This window comes from Deinococcus aerophilus, from assembly GCF_014647075.1.
GTDB classification, from domain to species: Bacteria; Deinococcota; Deinococci; order Deinococcales; family Deinococcaceae; genus Deinococcus; species Deinococcus aerophilus.
Genome location: NZ_BMOM01000027.1, coordinates 1 through 17,430, shown reverse-complemented (window position 1 = coordinate 17,430; position 17,430 = coordinate 1). Strand labels below are relative to the sequence as shown.

Genomic DNA, 17,430 nt, shown 5'->3' with positions numbered 1-17,430 from the left:
CCATGTCGATACTTATGGATCCCGACGCATTCCCGCAGGCCATTCAGGCTGTATATGACCTGATCTGCCTCCGCCCATGCGGTGATGATGAACTCACGCAGTGGCTCGCCCCTCAGGCGCAAGTTGCCGTGCCAGACAAACTCACGGCAGAAGGGTCATCGGTACTGCGTGCCGCCCTCAACAAAGCACAGGATTTCGGCTTGATTCGCCGCGAAGGTGACGCATGGCAAGCAACCATGAGACTTCACAGTTCCGCTGAGTACCACCGGCAGGTCCGGCAGGGCGCGGTGATGTCTCAACCGAAATTTGTGGACGCGGCCCGGTGGTTGCTGTCGCAAGACGCGTTTGAAGTGCCTGCCGAGCGCACTTGGGAAGACCATCAGCAAGCCCAAACAGACCTCACCACCTTCATCTCAAATGACACACAGTTCGTCAATTTCCGGCGCTGGGTGGTCTACCTCGGCCTGGGGCGGGAGCAGGCCGGGTACCTGATGCCAGATCCGACGGCGGCCCTGCTTGAAGAGTGGCCCGCCTTGTGTCCTGAACAGGAAATGACCGCGGCAGCCTTCTATGCCCGCGTGCAGGAGGTTCTGCCCATGTTCCCCGATCCCCAACATGACCGTCTACCCAGCAGTGCGAGCTTCGCTCTGGTGGTGCTCGAACGCCGAAAGCAGTTGCAGTTCGAACATCATGCGGATACGGAGAAACTCAGCTTGACAGTCCCAGGCCTCCCTCGATTGTTCTCGCATGTTCGCAGTGGTCAGGTCAGCGCATGACGGCCCCATTGCCCGCTGCCCTGCCAGGCGCAGTATGTTGGGATTCCCGTGCGTTGGACGAAGTGATTACCGTGGTCGCCGCCCATCCGGAGGAGGGCGTGTTCCTCGCCACACACCAACCGGTGCTGCTGCGGCGGCGCAGCAGTTATCTCAATCCGACCTACACCGCATACAGCGAAACCGCGTTTCGGGACGAATTTCTTGACCCCCGGCGGCCGTCGCTGCTGGTGCCGGTCATCGGTTCGTCAGGCACCGGCAAGTCCCACTTGATCCGGTGGCTCGAAACCCAGATCGAGCCGTCAGACACGCGACGGCTGGTCAGCATTCCCAAGCACCGCACCACCCTCAAAGACGTCATTGATCTGATTCTCCGGGATCTGGAAGGCAGTGAATTTCAGACATTCCGGGCCCGGTTACAAGGCGCAACTGAAGGCCTCACCGTTGAGGCGGCCCGCTGGAACCTGCTGACCAACCTGGCGTTTCACGCCCAGAACCTGAATTCCGGTGACCGGATTACCACCCCCTCGGGGGCGGTCCTCAGCGCGGCCCACCTGACGTACCTCAGCACGCACCTGCCGTCCTTCCTCCTTGAAGACATCGTTCGCAAAGCGCTCGACGCCCCTGGCAGTGTGGTCGACCGGTTCGTTCGGGAGGCCCTCCAAGGCCGCACCGACGATAAAGTGCAGGCGTTTGCCATCACCGCGGCTGACTTGCCGCTGAACCTGAAAGATGTCACGCAGGCCAGCACGAAAGTCCGGCAGTTTTACCAGCAGCTGGTAGCCAATCCCACGCTGCGGGAGCAGGCAGTGGCCACCTTGAACCACTTTCTGGCTCCTGCGCTTCAACGGGTTTATCAACTGGGTGGGGAAGACCTGCTGAAACTGATGCGGGATGTTCGCGCGGCCCTCAAAAGTCAAGGCCGCGAACTGATCTTGCTTATTGAGGATTTTGCGCTGCTGCAAGGGATTCAGGCACCCCTACTTGAAGCCTTGATTGATGATAATCAGCGGGACCTGTGCTCCATTCGCGCCGCGTTTGCCGTGACCAGCGGTTATTTCCGGCAGATGGACACGGTCCACACACGCCTTAGCTTTGTGGTCGACCTTGATATCGAAGATTCCAACGCCGCTCACCAAGCCAGACCCCACTTGATGGCCGCGTATCTCAATGCGGCGCGTTGGGGAGAAGCAGAACTGCAAGCTTTAGTTCCGGAGTTGCGCAAAGGTCAATCGGTGGCCAGCCGCTGCGGTGCCTGTCCAGTGAGGCCCTCATGTCATCAGTCTTTCGGTGCGCTTGAGGTCCCGGGTACTGAGGGACCGGTAGGCCTTTACCCGTTGAATAGCCGGCTGATTGACATCGTGGGTGACCACGAAAATCCGGAAGGCTTCAATCCCCGGGGTCTTCTGCGCGGCATGCGTGACGTGTTGCGCGACGCCCAGGAGCGTCTGCCAGATGCGGCCTTCCCTTCACCGGCCGTGCAAGACACCTACGGCAAAGCTGTCACCTTGGCTTCTTTGCCGCTGGTCGACAAAGCCCGCTTGGAAGAGCTGCAAGTGGACGCAGAGGAAGCCGACCGTATTGAAGCGGTGATGCGGTTGTGGGGTCCTGTGCCGCCCCGGTTGCAAGACCTACCTGAAGGTCTGCACGCCGCATTCCAGATCGCCCGGGTAGGGGTGGCCACGCCACTGGTTGAAGGCCCGTCCATAGGATCCCTAGACGACCCGGACGATAAAAAGCAAAAGAAGCCGGCCACGTCTCCGTTACTACAGGCGCTGCAGAACTGGGCGAGTGGACGGCCACTCACGCAAACCCACACCCGGGAGTTACGCCGTCTCGCTTATGAAGCGATTAGTGATTTTGCAGTCTTTGAAGCAGAGAATTTGCATGAGGTTGCGTTGAAAGATGATGGGGTGTGGTCTGCCGAAAGCATCTACTTCGAAGGCCAGACGAACAACTTCAACTTAGGTCGTGAAGCGGTCCGGCTCAATCTGCCCATGCCAGGCCAGAGTTCGGTGGATGTGGCCGTGGCACTAGGCGCGTACTACACCTTCAAGGAAACAGGACGGTGGCCAAGCGACATACCCGATGCAGCGTGGCGGTTCCGGGAAGCGGTGGAACTGTGGACGCAGTACGTCCGGGTGGAATTGTCCCCCACCGGTCCGCGCCCGTCTGTGCTGCCAGTGGCAGTCGAAATGCTGTACTGGAGTGCCGTCGCGCTTGGCCGCATCAAAGCGGGAGACCGAGACTCGAGCGTCATAGGCGCGATGCTACAAACCGTGCCTGAACCGCCGGCTGAAGCGCCCTTGGAATGGCGCCGTCAACTTGATCAGGTGCGCCGGCTGCACCCGAAAGTGGCCCGGCAACTGCTGGTGTTTGCTGGCGTTCGCAAAGGGGGCGCAGCGCGGCTGGTCAACGCTGCCCTGCTGCTGAAACGGATTGAAAGTACGGCGAAACAGGCGGCTGTTCGGGCGCAGCCTCCCGAGCATGATCGTCTGGGTTTGGCCGAGGACCGGAACACGCTGTTCGAATCCTGGCGGGTGTCCAGCGTCTCCGCGCAACTGGAAGCGACCCGCTGGCAACAGGAGGTGCTGTCTGTCCTGGGCAGCGCCGATCAACTGAGTGAGACGGCGATGGCCTTAAACGAAGCGTTCCGTGCGGCGGGTGAAGCGGGCGTTTTGCAACTTCCCCGCAACATGGCGCCGGAAGGGGTAGCACAACTGCTGCGCCAGTTTAACCGTCTGCCACTGCTCAGTCTGCTGAAAGCCGCGCGGCGGGCCGTCGATGCTGCGGACTTGGAGCGGCGCCTTACCACGGCGTCCAGTTTTGCCTGGGCTGACGCGGCGCGCAGTGAAGAGGTGGTCAAGCAGTTGAACCAGATCCTGGACGACAGTCTTCGGTACGCCCACCAGCGCGCGTCCGTCGCCACCCCTGATGCCAGCGCGGTTCAAGTGGCGCAGGTCTTATTGCAAGACCTGCGGTCTGTCGAAGAGACCTTGTCTGGTGTGCTAACTCAAGGAGAACCCGCATGATGTTGGAACGTGCCCAGGCGCTCAAGGAAAGTGCCGAAGACCTGCACAAGCTCACGGATGTGCAAGAAAGCATCCGGCAATACACGACGCGTCAGGAGCAACTCCAGGCGGTCAAAGGGCAGGTGCAGGGCGCCGCGCTCGCATGGAACACGCTCCGGGCCGCCGGCTTGGTGGCGAATGAGGCGTTGCCTGCCAGTGTTGACGCGGCGTTGCGGAATGTAGCTTACGTTCAACGCGGCGCGCAGGCCGACGCGGGAACCCTGATTAAGAACGATTTTTCGGTGGCCCTGCGAAACGTCAAGAAGGCCAGTGATGACTTGACCCTCACGGCCCGCGAGGCTTGGGAGGCCTACCTCGCCGACATCGAACCGCCGGTGCCGGCGCCGGTCCTGACGGTATTTGAACGACAGGCGGGCCTGGCGGCGGCGGCGAGCGCCCTGCGGCAGGTGTACCAACTGCACGATCAACTCCGGCGGACCTTTCCTGTAACAGCGGAACAGGCGCGAAAAGCCAAAGGCTTGGCTGCAGAGTATGACCGCTTGGGGGACGGCCTGGTGGGTGCCCACCTGCCGCCCGACGTGGTGACGTTTTTACAGGTTGTGGTTCAAGGCCAGGCCAATCTCGCGGCCCTCACGCCAGAGGTGTGGACCTGGGTCCAGGATCACGGACTCCTGCCGGCCTTCACGGTTCGCTTGCAATAAACCGGGGAGTGCCGTTCTCTCTCGTCTCTCACTTTTGAGGTTTTTGTGCTTACTGATGCGTCTCGTCACACGCTTGCCACTGCCATCCGGGACGCCAAGTTCCGCTCGATTTTCCTGTCTGAAGCGGCGAGATTGACTGGTCTCGCTGGCCACGCTTTGCGGACTGAACTGGCGGATGATCCGCTGTTAGAAGGGTACGACCAGAAGACGTCAAAAGGCTTCTCTCCGAGTGTTCGCCTGAAACTCAATGAAGTGAACGTCCTCACCCTGCTTCCGGTGAACCGTGGTCTCCTTGACCGGGTGTATACCCGGGACGCTCTCCTGTCCGTCCTGCTTCCCCTGCACGCCTCAGGGCAGATTCATGAAGCCCAGGGGGAAGTGCGGTTGGGGGAGGGGGGCGCTCCCTCCGCCTCGGCTCCGGGGGTACGGCAAGTTCAGGCCGTAGGGCAGGAGGTGTCCGCCACAGGCACTTCCGGGGAAAGATTGACCGCTGACGAAGTGAGGGTCCTCAACGCCCTGGAAAACATCGAGGAACGTCGCATCAACTTTGGGCTGTATGAGACGTACACCACCGTCCAGGAGGTGGCCCAGAGAGAGGAAGTGCAGGCCTGGTTGGGGGATTCGGCGATTCCAGGCCTACTCGCCTCCCTGGTGGCCAAACGGTATGTGATGGAACCCCGAAGCGGACTTTACCGGTCGCGCATCAGTGAAATGGTGCGGCTGCTGAAAAACGTGAAGCAGCGCTTCCGGGAGGGGGACGAAGCGCAGGCCCCTTATCTGGTGCAGAGCATGCGCGTGCGGTTTAAGGACCGCGAACGGCTCCGGCGGGAAACGCGCTTCCGGAAGGTGCTGGACGGGGTGCAGGCCACCCACCGTGGACGGAACGTGCGGGCGGCCACACGCCTGCTGGGGGAAGGTTTTTCCAGTGCGCTGGGGCTTCCCCTAGACAGAGTGGACGTCACAAACGTTCAGGCACGCAGTTTCACGGAACTGACCGACGCCTACTTCACACAGACCGGCGGGGCTTTCGTCATCACGGGAAACACCGGCAGTGGCAAAACGGAGGCGGCCCTGCTGCCCTTGCTGACGGGGCTGTTAGAGGAAACCATCCGGGATGACCGGCGGGGCGTCAAGGTCATGCTGGTCTATCCCCGTCAGAATCTCGCCAAAAACCAGTTGGAGCGCTTGTGTGAGTACGCGGCGCACGTGAACCGTGCCATGCGCGGACCGACCGGGCAGGGCCTGGGTCTGCGGCCCTTGAGCGTAGGGATGGTGTTCGGCAACACGCCAGGGACCCTGGGCGACCTGCAGGGAAGCGGGCCGAACAGTGAGCGCAAATGGCACTGGGACCGAAGTGAGGACGGGCAACAGCATGTGGTGCCGTACTTTACGGGTTCAGGCGGTTCCCCCGTACTGGCGCAGGTGCAGGCTGACGGCCGCGCCACCTTGACTTCAGACGGTGGGTTCGGCGCGGGAGGCTGGCAGCTCGATACGTTCCAGGCCACCCGGGACTCGGTGCTGCAGGCGCCCCCGGACCTGCTGATCATCACCACGGAGATGCTGCACCGGTGGATGATGGACCCGAAGGCGTTGGGCGTGTTCGGCTTGCCGCGCCAGTGGTCTGAGCGTCCGGCGTTTCACCCACCGCGCGCGGTCGTGATGGATGAAATTCACCTCTACAGTGGCATTCATGGATCGCAGATCGCGGCCTTGCTGCGCCGACTGAAATACCGGATTGACAATGCCATGTACGGTTATGCCCGCGGCACGGCGGATGAAGCCACCACCTGGAAGACCCCCCTGCTGATCGGCATGAGCGCAACGATTGGTCGCCCGGGCCAGTTCTGGTCGAAGCTAACCGGGGTGCCGGAATACCGCGTGAGTGCCATCGAACCGCAACCGGAGGACTACGATCCCGCGCAGGGCCGCGACTACTTTCTATTTATTCGCCCGGAATCGTTCTCGCGCGGCAAAGTGATTGGGGACGCGTCAGCGGCCATTCAGACCATTATGACCATCGCGCACAACATGGTGCGGCGTCCGGCCGAGGGGCAGACGCCGGCCAAGCACCGCACCTTGATCTTCCAGGACAGCATTTCGAAGTTGAAGAAGCTAACGGTGGAGTTCCGGGACGCGGAGAGCCGGTTGAATCTGGCGGCGCTGCGGCTGAAGCCCCCAGGCGGTGACGTGCAGACCAGCGCCGCATTCCAGGACGGGGAGTACTGGTACTTTGACGCGCAGGATCCCCATCAGTTCAACGAAGGCCGCACGCGGGTCGGCGCCGCGCCGACGGCACTGACGTCGGCAGATCATCCGGTGTTTAGCGGCGGCGGTCAGGACGGCCGAGTGCTCAACCGTGACATCATCTTTGCCACAACCAGTCTGGAGGTGGGATACGACGACCCCAGTATCCAGTTCGTCATGCAGCATCATGCCCCCAGCAACATCGCGTCGTTTGTTCAGAAAAAAGGCCGAGCAGGCCGGGACCTGAGCGACCGGCCGATCACGGCCGTGACGCTCAGCCGCAACAGTTACCGCGACGCGTTTTACTTCCAGAATCCTGAAGCCCTCACGGACCCGGCCGATTACGAACCCGCGCTGAACCCGGAAAATGACTTTATTCAGCGTTTCCATGCGGTGGCCCTGCTGTTTGATGAACTGACCCAGCGGACAGGGCGCCTCTGGTATGCCCTGCCGGTTGGCACGAAGCTTCAGGACCACCTGGACGCCATTTTTAGCGAGCTAACCCGCCTGGACGCCCGCTACCCCTTCATCACGAATGGCTATGAACGGGTGATTGCGGCGACCTTAAGGCAGCAGGAGGGATACCGCACCTGGCAGGCATTGTGGGGGTGGTTTCAGAAGACCCTGCTGGATCCGGAAGTGTGCCACCGGGCGGACCGGCCGAATCGGACCCGGCCAGTCAGTCTGCTGCAACTGTGCCCAGACATTCCGGAAAACCTGTTCAGCAGTGTCAACCTGCCGGTCGTACAGGTGATGGTGCCTCCGGCTAGGCCAGGGGCGGAATGGAACTTTGTTAAGGAGGATGTCGCCCTGACCTTCAGTGAGTTTGGTGCGGGGCGTGTCACCCGGCGGTACGGCACGTCGCACCTGCTGCACTGGCGGTCCCCGACCGTGCGGGTCAACGGCACAGTCATTCAGAACGCCATGGCAATGGAGCGGTATAAGCAACGGGAAGGGGGAGGATACGGACCATTCAAGCCGGCCCTGATCAAAGACCTTCCGACCGCCAGTGGCCTGGGTGACGCCTTTGAGCGGTACATGCCACTTGGTGTCCGCCGCCTCTACGGGCAGATGCCCAAACGCTTTTACCGCTTGCGTTACCTGGAATTGTGGTCGTTTGGCCGGCTCGATCCGAACAACCCCAGAGCCCCGGTGCAAGGCGCCCAGGCGTACGGCCGGAAACGGCCGGACGGAAGTGTGGAATTGAGGCAGTTGTGGGAAGAAGCCACCGGGGAGGCACAACAGGCCTTGTTCGATAAGGGGTGGCGGGTGGTGTCCCCTGACAGCAACAGTTACCCGTTGTCGTTCTCGGCAGTGCATCCGTTGGGTGAGGCGAGGTTGCGCGTACCGGTACCGCCATTGTTCGGGAGCCTGGTGCAACCGTTGGAGTACTACTACGGCGAGGAGGACGGGCAGCGCTCGCGTCTGGCCGCGTGGGAGGTGCAGTACGGGGCGGAAGCGACGATCGCGCTGCACAAACGCCACCCTCAAGGTGAGGATCCGCAAGCTGGCCGGGGTTACAACCTGGTGCGGTACGTGAGTGAGCATGACGGTGAGCCGCTGCTGTACGGGTACGACTTGTGTACCGAAGGGCTCCGCGTGCCGTACGACCCGCAGGTGCTCAGTCAGGCGGCGCAGGCGGTCGCGCAGCAGCAGTGGGCCGACGTCCGCACGCAGGTGCATCTGCAGGACCAGTTTTTGCGGTACCTCCTGAAAAGTGAGTCGTGGGCAGAAGGCGTCGAAGGCGGCCTGAACACCTTCACGCAACGCCGGATGGCAGACGTGCTGTGCACCATGCGCGCAGAAGCTCGGGCGCATGGTCAGAGCGGCCCCGAATTCTTGGCGGCCCTGCGGGATCAGGCTGGGTGGCAGACCTTGGTGCGGGGAGCGCAGCGTTACTGGGCAGACCACCGCACGCTCCACCCGGACTTCCTGGAGCAGGCTTGGGTCACCTGGCAAGATGACCGGGCGTACGAGAAACTGCGGCGGTTGTTTTCACGCGTCCAGAACAAAGCTCAGGTCAGCGCGTACGTTCGAGACACGCTCGTTCACTCGTTAAAGCATGCGGCGCGGAACATGTTTATGATGCAGGGCAGTGCCGACCATCACCAGATTGGTTCAGGCACCCAGTTGCACATCACGCATGGACACGATCCCCAGGATCATGCGTTTTATGTGTACGAGCGGAACCAGGATGGTGCAGGCAGCACCCGCGCGGCCGCGCGGGTCATGGGTGAACATCCCGCAGGCGAACGCACGGGCCATCACGTTACCGCCTGGTGGCGCTATACCCTCGAGTGCCCCGTGGCCGAAGAGCAGCAGTTCGTCAAGGCGGTCCTCGCATTGAACCGACGCACCCCCATCGTGCACGAGGTGCGGGTATTGCTGTCGCTCCCTGCGCACGAACGGAAGGATGACGGTCTGCGCCGCGCGCTGGTTCAAGCGACAGAGGGTCTGCTGCGGGACGACAGCCCTGAACTGATGCACTTGGCAACGGTGTTGACGTCGGAAGTACACGTCAATGGGGAACGCTTCCCGCACCTCGACGTGTTGCTGGAACTGCTGGATCTGGAGTCAGAGCTCAGTGCCCACTTCCACCGGACGCCTTTGCCGCAGGAACTCGCCGGGTACGCCCTGACCCTCTTAAAAGAGGACCGGAACCTGCCGAACTTGGCGCGGCTTCTTCAGGTGTACCGCACGCACTTCCAGCAGGTGCTGGATGAAGAGGAAGGCGAGGAGGAGATGACGGCCGACGACCGCTTCCTTGCCCAGGTGGAAAGCTGGTCGCTGTCGACCTGTGTGGACGCATGCCCGGCTTGCTTGGCGGGGTCCTGCGACCAGGGGCACATCGACGTGACCCGCCATAATGTGTCGCGCACGCTGCTCAAACGCGCCCATGAAGTCCTGACCGCGCCCATCACCGTTCGTGGGGATGATCTGGATGTGGCGGAGGTCGTTCGTCTGGCCGATTCCCACGGAGGATTCGTCCTGCACGAGCATCAAGGCCACCTCAGTGACCAACTGGTGCGCGCCTTCGCCAGGGCCGGGCTGCAGCAACAGGGACGCGTGTTTGATCCGGAACACCTGACCTTACGCACCGTGTTGTACCGGCAGGAAGCGCTGTGATTTTCCATGTGACCGATCGTACCGACCGCCTGAAGAATCAGATGGTGCGCCTGATGCTTGAGGCGCTCGACTGCGCCCCGAGTGAAGTGTGGCTGATTACGCCGTGGCTGAAGAACGTCGAGTTCGACGTTCGGTCATTGGGCCCTTACCGGAGCGTCTTCGGGACGCACCGGGAAAGGATCACCCTGAAAGACCTGCTGCGCCTGTTAGGCCAGAAACACCTGATTCATGTGATTGTGAAACCTCCTCATGAACTGGTGACCTTGCCGGCTCTAGCGGAGTACCAACTCACGGCTGAGCAGGTGCGGCGTGTGCAGGCGAACGAGGACCTCGACTTTGACCTGCAGGACGAAGTTCTGCGCGGCCTGCGGGAACGCAGCGCGGAGTTGAAACGCGAATTTCTGAACCACGCAGACACCGTGTTGTTCGCAGAGGAACTGGCGCATCTCGGCGCGCAGGTGTCGTACCGGGACGCCCTGCACGCCAAGTTGTTGTGGTTGCCGTCGGGAGCGTTGTTCGGCAGTGCCAACTTCACGAACGGCGGTCTCGCCTACAACGCGGAATTGGTAGCAGAGGTGCGCAGCGATGAGCCTCTAGAGGGGCTTAGGGTAGCGGCAGAGGACTTCCAGGCCCACAGTTGGCCACGCGACCAGTATGACCTCACGGACCGCGACATGGTTCCGAAGAAACGCACCTTACGCAGCGCCGACTTTTTCGCCCTAGCGAATCACCCGAGCGTGGCCACTGAAGCGGCGTTCAAACCCCTGCTGGACGCTCTGGCAGGCTTTTACCGGTAGAGGTCAAATCATGACGATGCTTGTGAGCCCCCGCTTCCTGGACGACCTGAAACACAATGCGGCGCAGCCGATGCAACCGGCCATTATTGGCACGATTAAAGCGCTTCTCTCGCACCCACAGGCCACCGGCCTGCAGGTGCGGCGACTGGACCTGATGGACGCCTGGTATTGCCGGGTGAACGACAATTGGCGCATGCTGTTCCGGTGGGGGAGCAACCGTGAGCCCATGCTGCTGCGGGTGGTGCCGCATAGTGTCTTCGACCGCCTGACCGCCCGGGACATTGGAACGCACGACCTGTTGAACTGGGAACTTGAACCGCAGGCCACGGCCCCATCGCTACCGGTAGACTTCCAGGTGCCCGACGCATGGAACCATCCTCAAAGCGGCGCGGATTTTCCCCTGCGGGCCTTTACCGTGCATCAGCTGCGGCTGTTGGGGGCGCCGGCGCCGTTGGCCCACGCATTGCGGGACGCACCCACCCTGGATGATGCCTTGTGCCTCCCCGGACTGCCTCTGCGCACCCACGAGTGGCTTCTGGCGCTCGCGACGGATCCTTCCGAGCCCCTGACGGATCCTTTCCGCGTTTTTAAACGAGCGTCCTTGGAACAGCTTGATGCGTATACCCGGGGCAGTATCCAGGACCTTCTGCTGGGGCTGGCCGACGAACAACGACACCATGTGGACCGGATTCATACCGGGGCCACCCTGCTCAAGGGCGTGGCCGGCAGTGGAAAAACGACCGTCGGGATTCACCGTGCTGTCCGGCTCGCGCAGGCTGGACGGCAAGTGCTGTTCATCACTTACAACCCCGTGCTGCAACGCGTCACTCGCAGTCTGGTGCAGGAAGTGACTGGCACCTTGCCGCCCACCCTGCGTATTGAGGATTACCGGCACTGGGCGCTGCACATGCTGGGCGCCGCAGGAGTACAGCATGTGCTCGTGGACCGCGATCAGGCACTGCAGTTTATCCGGCAGGCGATTGATGAGGTGCGGACCCAGCGGCACTCTGCGGTGCTCGCGCGCGCTCCAGAATTCTTCTACGATGAAATTCAGCGGGTGATTAAAGGTTTTGGGCTTCCGGACATGGATGCTTACCGTCAGGCGCCGCGGTACGGGCGAAAGCAGGCCCTGAGTCCCCTTTCGCGCGCTGTAGTCTGGGAAGTGCTGAGCGCTTACAACGCCCAGTTGCAGGCACACGGCCTGATGGACTGGGGGGACGTCGTTACGCGCATGTACCGCCTCCTGCTCGACCATCCGGAACTGGAAGTAGTGGATGACGTGGTTGTCGACGAAGCGCAGGACTTGACGCCCTTGGAACTGCGGGTGTTGCAGCGCCTCACCCGGGGTCAAGGCACTGAGCACAAAACCGTCCTGGTGCTGGGAGACGCCGCGCAAAGCTTGTACTCCCGTGGGTTTTCATGGAAGCAGGTAGGCTTGGATATCCGGGGACGTTCGTACGCCCTTAAGATCAATTACCGCAACACCCGCGAAGTGGTCCGTACCGCCGCTGATCTTGCCTCGCGGAACGTGCATCTTAAAGAACATGGTGAGTTGATAGATATGACGTCCGTGAAGCGCATTGGCCCGCGTCCTGTTTTGATGCGCTTTGCTGAGAGTCACCTGATTAAACGCTTTGTCATAGAGGAAATCACGCGGTTTCGAGAGGAGAACCTCCTGCGGCTGCGAGACATCGCCGTGATTGCCACCACCGAAGGACTCGCCCAGGAGTACGCGTACGCCCTCACCAAACAAGGCATTCCCACCGACCATTGGGATCCGGTCCAGGAGGATGTGGACGTTCTGCGCGAGAGCGTCAAAGTGATGACGATCAATACTGCCAAAGGCCTGGAGTTCCCTGTGGTGATGCTGGTCGGATTGGATGCTGAGCATCTTGGCGCCCTGGGGGCCGAAACCGAGCGTGAGGAGCGGGACATTCTTATGGAACGTGAGCGGATGCGTTTCTATGTTGGAATGACCCGCAGCGGCGAGTTGTTGTATCTCCTGGCTACAGAGGGAAAAGCGACGCCATTATTGCGAGAACTCAGTGGCATTGATATCCGAGAGGGTCTATGAATGCCCTTGAGCTGGCCGGCCGATTGCAGATGGCCTCGTTGCCCGAAGCGGAATACAACTTCACACACGCCGACGTGGGCACGTTGCCCTTGGCGTACCCTGAAGTCACTTTGGGCTTGACCTTCGTCTCAGCGACGGGGGTAGAGGAACGGCGGCTGGGCGCCTGGACCGTGGTGCAGTGCGGCACCAAACCCGTGGATGTGCGCGACGGGTTCAAACTGCTGAGTCGACTATACGAGGACCGCAGTGCTCAGGGGGTCCAAGAAGTTCATCTGCCACTTGCCGGTGAACATCCAGAAAAACACAGGCCCGAGGTGAAACACGAACTTGCCCCCCTGTCCGAGGTCAAGCAAGATGTTGCTTTTCCGCTGGATGTGCCCTCACACGCACCTGTCAGCGACGAACCGCAATCAGACGATTTGGATCACGTCCTCGTGCACTATCTCGGGACGCTGTGGCTTCAGGCGTTGAAAGGCGCGCAAGGGCCGACCGGTCCATGGCTTCGGCACCGGGGTGACCAGGACCCATTAGTTCAGGCACTGGACCGGGCACGACGCCTGTTGGGCCAGGCCCCCTGATGGGCTGCGCGGGTTCATTCTCTGAATATACGTCGAACTCGCCTAATCTGAATTGAAGACTGATTGCGCAGTTGCGCCGCGAGTGGCTGGGGGGAGGTCGTGCCTCCCTCCGTGAGTGTTTGGATGATTCAGGCGAACTGGGGCGCGCGGTTCAGGGTAGAGAGTGCCGGTGAACGGCTGATTCAGGGCCCGCAGGATGTTCAGGTCCACGGGCCGGAGGTAGCCCAGCCAGATGCTGCGCCCCAGATCAGGTGTGGGTCGGCTTCTGCTTGGCTTCATCGGAAAGACACCGTATAGGAGCTGACTTTTTGCTGCCCGTTATGCGTCTTGAAGGGTAGTCAGCGCCGGGTGGCCACCATCCAGGCCTGATAGGCGACCACCCCCATCACGCCAGTGGTGCCCAGAAAACCTAGAATCTGGGTTGTGCTGGTTGGTAGTGGAACACTCAGGCGGGCGTCCAGGGCAAGGGAGCTGACGATCCAGGCCTGGTTACCGCTCAGGTAAAGCAGCACCGGGATGAGCAGGAAGCCCATCAGCTGTGCTTGGCGGATGCCAGCGGCCTGCGCAGCGGCGCCCAGCAGCGTGCCAATGGCTAGGATCAGGAGGCCGCCCCATCCGGTGGTCATGGCCACCAAGAGGATCAGGGCGCAGGCGAGGGCGAAGTTCAGTCCCCGCTGGTCAAAACGCTCGATGGTCCGCACCGTGCCCCGCCAAGTGAGTCGCAGGGCGAAGTAGCTCACCACCGCCGACAGGATGATGGCAAACAGGATGGCGCGGCGCCCGTCCACATCTGCCGGATCAGCAATCAAGCTGATGGACACACTGATTCCGGAGCGCGCCTTGTCGATCAGGTACCAAGCCGTCACGCCCAGCACCATGTCGGCGGCCTGCAACCCGGAAATGAGCGCGATGTACCGGCGGTCCTCAGAGGTTCCCTCGCTGGGGCGCCGGGCGGTGTCCCCGAGCGCTGCGATGTTGGCGCTTCCCATGCCCGGCAAGAACCCTGAGAGAGCGCCCAGAACCGTGCCCAGGCTGCCAACTGCGATGACGTTGCGCAGAGGCATCAGGTCTGGGGCGTCCGGATCTTGCCGGGGCCGGAGGGTGGCCGCGCCGCTCAGGCCGCTCAGCAGTCCTGGCATTCCAAACATTCCCGTGAGGGCCGGCAACAGCACCCCAAACGCCCCATCGCTCCCGCCGGGCACGATGGGTTTGCCCAGGGCGATCACACCGAACAGGCCAGCCAGCGTGAACAGCGTCACGGCCGCCACACGGCGCTTCTCGGTAATCAGCAAGATGATGGTGGCGATCAACATCAGGGGAAACAGGACACCCTCAAGCTGATTTTCGAAGGATGAGGCGAGGGACGTGTGGAGAAGCAGCGTACTGATCGCCATGGCACACAGCACCCCGAAGACCGTGGCTCGGGCGGAAAGGCGCAGCGCTTCACCGCCCCGGCCTTCCATCACCAAGCGGTGGGTGGGCAGCATGGCCTGGATCGGACTGCCGGGAATGCCGAGGAAAAGGGTGGGGATCAGGTCCCAGAAGATGTTGGCCGCGCCGGCCGCAGCAATGGCCACCGTGGCGGGCAGCCGCCACTCGTCCGGGAGGCCCAAGGCGATGCCCACCAGGCTGGCCGCGACCGTGTTGCTGTGCAGGCCGGGCATCAGGCCAGCGACAGTGCCGAGGATGATGCCCAGGACCAGGGCAATGGCCAGGGTGATCATGGGGCGGTCACGATGGTCTGTGCCTGAATTGATGGCTTGCCCTTGTAGGTGGTCATCTGGCCCTCGACCACGACGCTGCTTTGTTGCTCGGCGAGATCCAGGATCTGATCGCGGTCGCTGGTCGCCCAATCGTCGGCGAACATGACGCCCGACAGGCTTCCGTCAAGGGTGAACAGCAGCATGGTGCCGTTCTGCGCTTCGTACTCCCGGTGCGAGGTGATGGTGCCGTGCACCTGCACTGGCCCCTCCTGAACCGATGCCTGGCTGACCGTCAACGCGGTGGCCCCCTGGACGATTCGGATGGCGCGGCGGTGTTCGAGTTTCACCTGCGGCTGTCCACGGTAGGTGGCCGGAAGACCACTGACCTCGATGCTGTCTCCGAGGCGGGGGGCCGGATCCAGCACGCCGAGAGAGGGCATGGCCGTGACGGTGATTTCCGCGCCACTGGCCTGCCTCAGCACGATCTGCCTGAATCCGCGGCGGCTGCGGCGGATCTCGGTCACGTGACCAGCCGTGCGCACCATTTGGACAGGCGCCGGCGCGCTGCTGGAAGGCGGCGGCTGCGGCGCCTGTTGTGGCGACGGGAAGGCTTCCGGCACTGGAGACGTTGAAGCCTGCACCGCCATGCTGGCCACCGTGGCTGAACTCCCCGGCGGGTTCAGAAGGTCACCCAGCCAGATCCCGGTCATCAACAATGCGGCACTTGCGGCCAGCAGGAGCCAGCGCGGCGGACGCTGGAGCGGGGTGCGATTGTGCCCCGGGATCATGTCGATGAGGGGCTCGAAACCCTGCGTGGGAAGCGCGCACCTGACGTCATTACGGCGGTTGTAGTCTGCCGGTCATGGCACCCACTGCCGTCCCAGGGCATGATCACTCCGCGCTGTCCCTTGCCGGCCAGTTCCCCCAGCGCGGCCCGCCCGCCGTGGCCGATGTGATCATGCTGAAAGACTCTGGGTGCGCAATTCCAGAGGTGGGAAGCGGTGTTGTGTGGATCATCTGCCTCCTCGGGGTGACGGGGTGAAAGGTCAGCGGAACCACGGAAGCGGTCTTTCACTCCGGGCCTACAGGCTCGCCGGGCAGGTCCTCATCAGACCCTGCGGGCGGCTGGCCAGCGGGCGTCTCGTCGGTCACAGACTCGCCAGGGAGATCTTCGTCCAGGGCGACAACAGATTCACTCAGGACGTCACGCGGCCCAGGGGCAGTGGACTCAAGCTCTTCAGTCTCCTGCGGCGGCATCAGGCCAGCGCCGGCGCTCTGGACCGACATGCTGGAGCTTGGCTGAAAAAACCGCTGACCCTGCCAGACGCCCGCAGCCATAACCGTGAGCAGCAGCGCGCCCAGGGCCATCACGGGCCAGCGCATCCCGGGTCTCGGCGCAGGCCCGGCCCCGGCGGTGTCCTGCGGCCCGGTGGGTTCTGCAGCTTCGTGGGTGTGGCTCACGGGGTGACCCGGGTGGTCACAAAGCTGGGGCGGCCCTCAAACGTTTCCCAGTGCCCGTACAGGGTAACCCGGCCGCTGAGCAGGAGGTCCAGCGCCGCTGAGTTCCAGCTCCCCGCGTACATGACGCCCTGATAAATTTCGCTGCCCACCAAGAAAGTGAAGGTCACGTTCTGGGCCCTGGTGATTTTCTGCACGCTGCCCTCGGGAACAAAGGCATCGCGAATGCGCAGCAGGTTACGGGCTGCGGTAGTGGTGGCAGTGGAAAGGGGCGCCACCACGTATTTCAGCGTGAACGAGGGCGCGCCCTGGAAGGTTTCCCACACGCCAGCGGCGTCAACGCGCCCCGCCTCGAGGGCGCGGCGCAGGGCCGGGGTCCATTGGTTCTCGTAAGCGATGGCCGCGTAGCTGGCGCCGCCCGAGGTCAGACGAAACCGCAGGTGGGTGAGGCCAGATTTACTTTTGTAGGTTTCCACGCCGCTGGTCTGCGCGCCACGGATCAGCACCAGACGGCCCTCTTCATTGCTGCGCAGGCTTATTGACGTCCCCAGTTGTGCCGGCGTGGTCGGAGCCCCAGGCAAGGTAGCTGTCAGGGACAGGGCCAGAAACAAGTAGTGAAGCATCAGTGACCAGGAGGCCGGGGTACGCTTAGATCCGGGAGCTGCCGGGCACGCTGGTTGTTTCTGTGGCGGGCGGCCTGATTCATCTGCGTATCAGCGGTTGGCGCCGCGCCTTTAACCCTTCTCCTCAAACAACTACATGTCTTCATCGTCTGACAAGAGTAATTATCTGGTTCTCACGAACACATCACATCACGCTGCGATGAACAGATCCCACGTGATCCGGGCACCCTGCTGGACGCTTCTAGAGCCCGTTTTGGAATTTCACGCCTCTCTGGGCGAGCAAATACCATGAGGAATGGCCTCTCAGACGTATGGTTCTGA

10 protein-coding genes are annotated in these 17,430 nt (G+C 62.2%); 7 read left to right on the top strand and 3 right to left on the bottom strand.

Annotated elements, in window-relative coordinates; translation table 11 throughout:
- Positions 1 to 14: 14 nt before the first annotated feature.
- From IEY21_RS13460 to IEY21_RS13430, 7 genes are all read left to right on the top strand, one after another.
- Positions 15 to 776, top strand: a complete 762-nt coding sequence (locus tag IEY21_RS13460) for a hypothetical protein (protein WP_188904865.1) — start codon at positions 15 to 17, stop codon at positions 774 to 776.
- The gene (gene dpdH, locus IEY21_RS13455) at positions 773 to 3,805 is read left to right on the top strand and encodes a protein DpdH (protein ID WP_268237808.1); all 3,033 of its coding nucleotides are present in this window, start codon (positions 773 to 775) and stop codon (positions 3,803 to 3,805) included. Before IEY21_RS13460 ends, dpdH begins: the two co-directional genes overlap by 4 nt.
- A complete protein-coding gene (locus IEY21_RS13450) occupies positions 3,802 to 4,506 on the top strand; it encodes a hypothetical protein (protein WP_188904863.1) in 705 nt (234 codons plus the stop codon). The genes dpdH and IEY21_RS13450 overlap by 4 nt, the downstream gene beginning before the upstream one ends.
- A gap of 483 nt (positions 4,507 to 4,989) precedes the next feature.
- Positions 4,990 to 9,876, top strand: coding sequence for a DEAD/DEAH box helicase (locus IEY21_RS13445; protein WP_188904862.1), 4,887 nt, complete (start codon positions 4,990 to 4,992; stop codon positions 9,874 to 9,876).
- An 8-nt stretch (positions 9,877 to 9,884) separates the two neighbouring features.
- Positions 9,885 to 10,673 carry a phospholipase D family protein gene (locus IEY21_RS13440; RefSeq protein ID WP_188904861.1) on the top strand — a complete coding sequence of 263 codons (789 nt, stop codon included), beginning with the start codon at positions 9,885 to 9,887 and terminating at the stop codon, positions 10,671 to 10,673.
- 10 nt (positions 10,674 to 10,683) lie between these two features.
- Entirely contained in the window at positions 10,684 to 12,747 is a 2,064-nt protein-coding gene (locus IEY21_RS13435; protein ID WP_188904860.1) for a 3'-5' exonuclease, read from the top strand.
- The gene (locus tag IEY21_RS13430) at positions 12,744 to 13,325 is read left to right on the top strand and encodes a hypothetical protein (RefSeq protein ID WP_188904859.1); all 582 of its coding nucleotides are present in this window, start codon (positions 12,744 to 12,746) and stop codon (positions 13,323 to 13,325) included. The genes IEY21_RS13435 and IEY21_RS13430 overlap by 4 nt, the downstream gene beginning before the upstream one ends.
- Before the next feature lie 338 nt (positions 13,326 to 13,663).
- Here the strand turns inward: IEY21_RS13430 and IEY21_RS13425 are convergent, their stop codons facing one another.
- The 3 genes from IEY21_RS13425 to IEY21_RS13415 all read right to left on the bottom strand — a co-directional run bounded on the left by IEY21_RS13425 (position 13,664) and on the right by IEY21_RS13415 (position 17,097).
- Positions 13,664 to 15,049, bottom strand: a complete 1,386-nt coding sequence (locus IEY21_RS13425) for a tripartite tricarboxylate transporter permease (RefSeq protein ID WP_188904858.1) — start codon at positions 15,047 to 15,049, stop codon at positions 13,664 to 13,666.
- The gene (locus IEY21_RS13420) at positions 15,046 to 15,816 is read right to left on the bottom strand and encodes an OB-fold nucleic acid binding domain-containing protein (protein ID WP_188904857.1); all 771 of its coding nucleotides are present in this window, start codon (positions 15,814 to 15,816) and stop codon (positions 15,046 to 15,048) included. The genes IEY21_RS13425 and IEY21_RS13420 overlap by 4 nt, the downstream gene beginning before the upstream one ends.
- A gap of 669 nt (positions 15,817 to 16,485) precedes the next feature.
- The gene (locus tag IEY21_RS13415) at positions 16,486 to 17,097 is read right to left on the bottom strand and encodes a hypothetical protein (protein ID WP_188904856.1); all 612 of its coding nucleotides are present in this window, start codon (positions 17,095 to 17,097) and stop codon (positions 16,486 to 16,488) included.
- Positions 17,098 to 17,430: the final 333 nt, after the last annotated feature.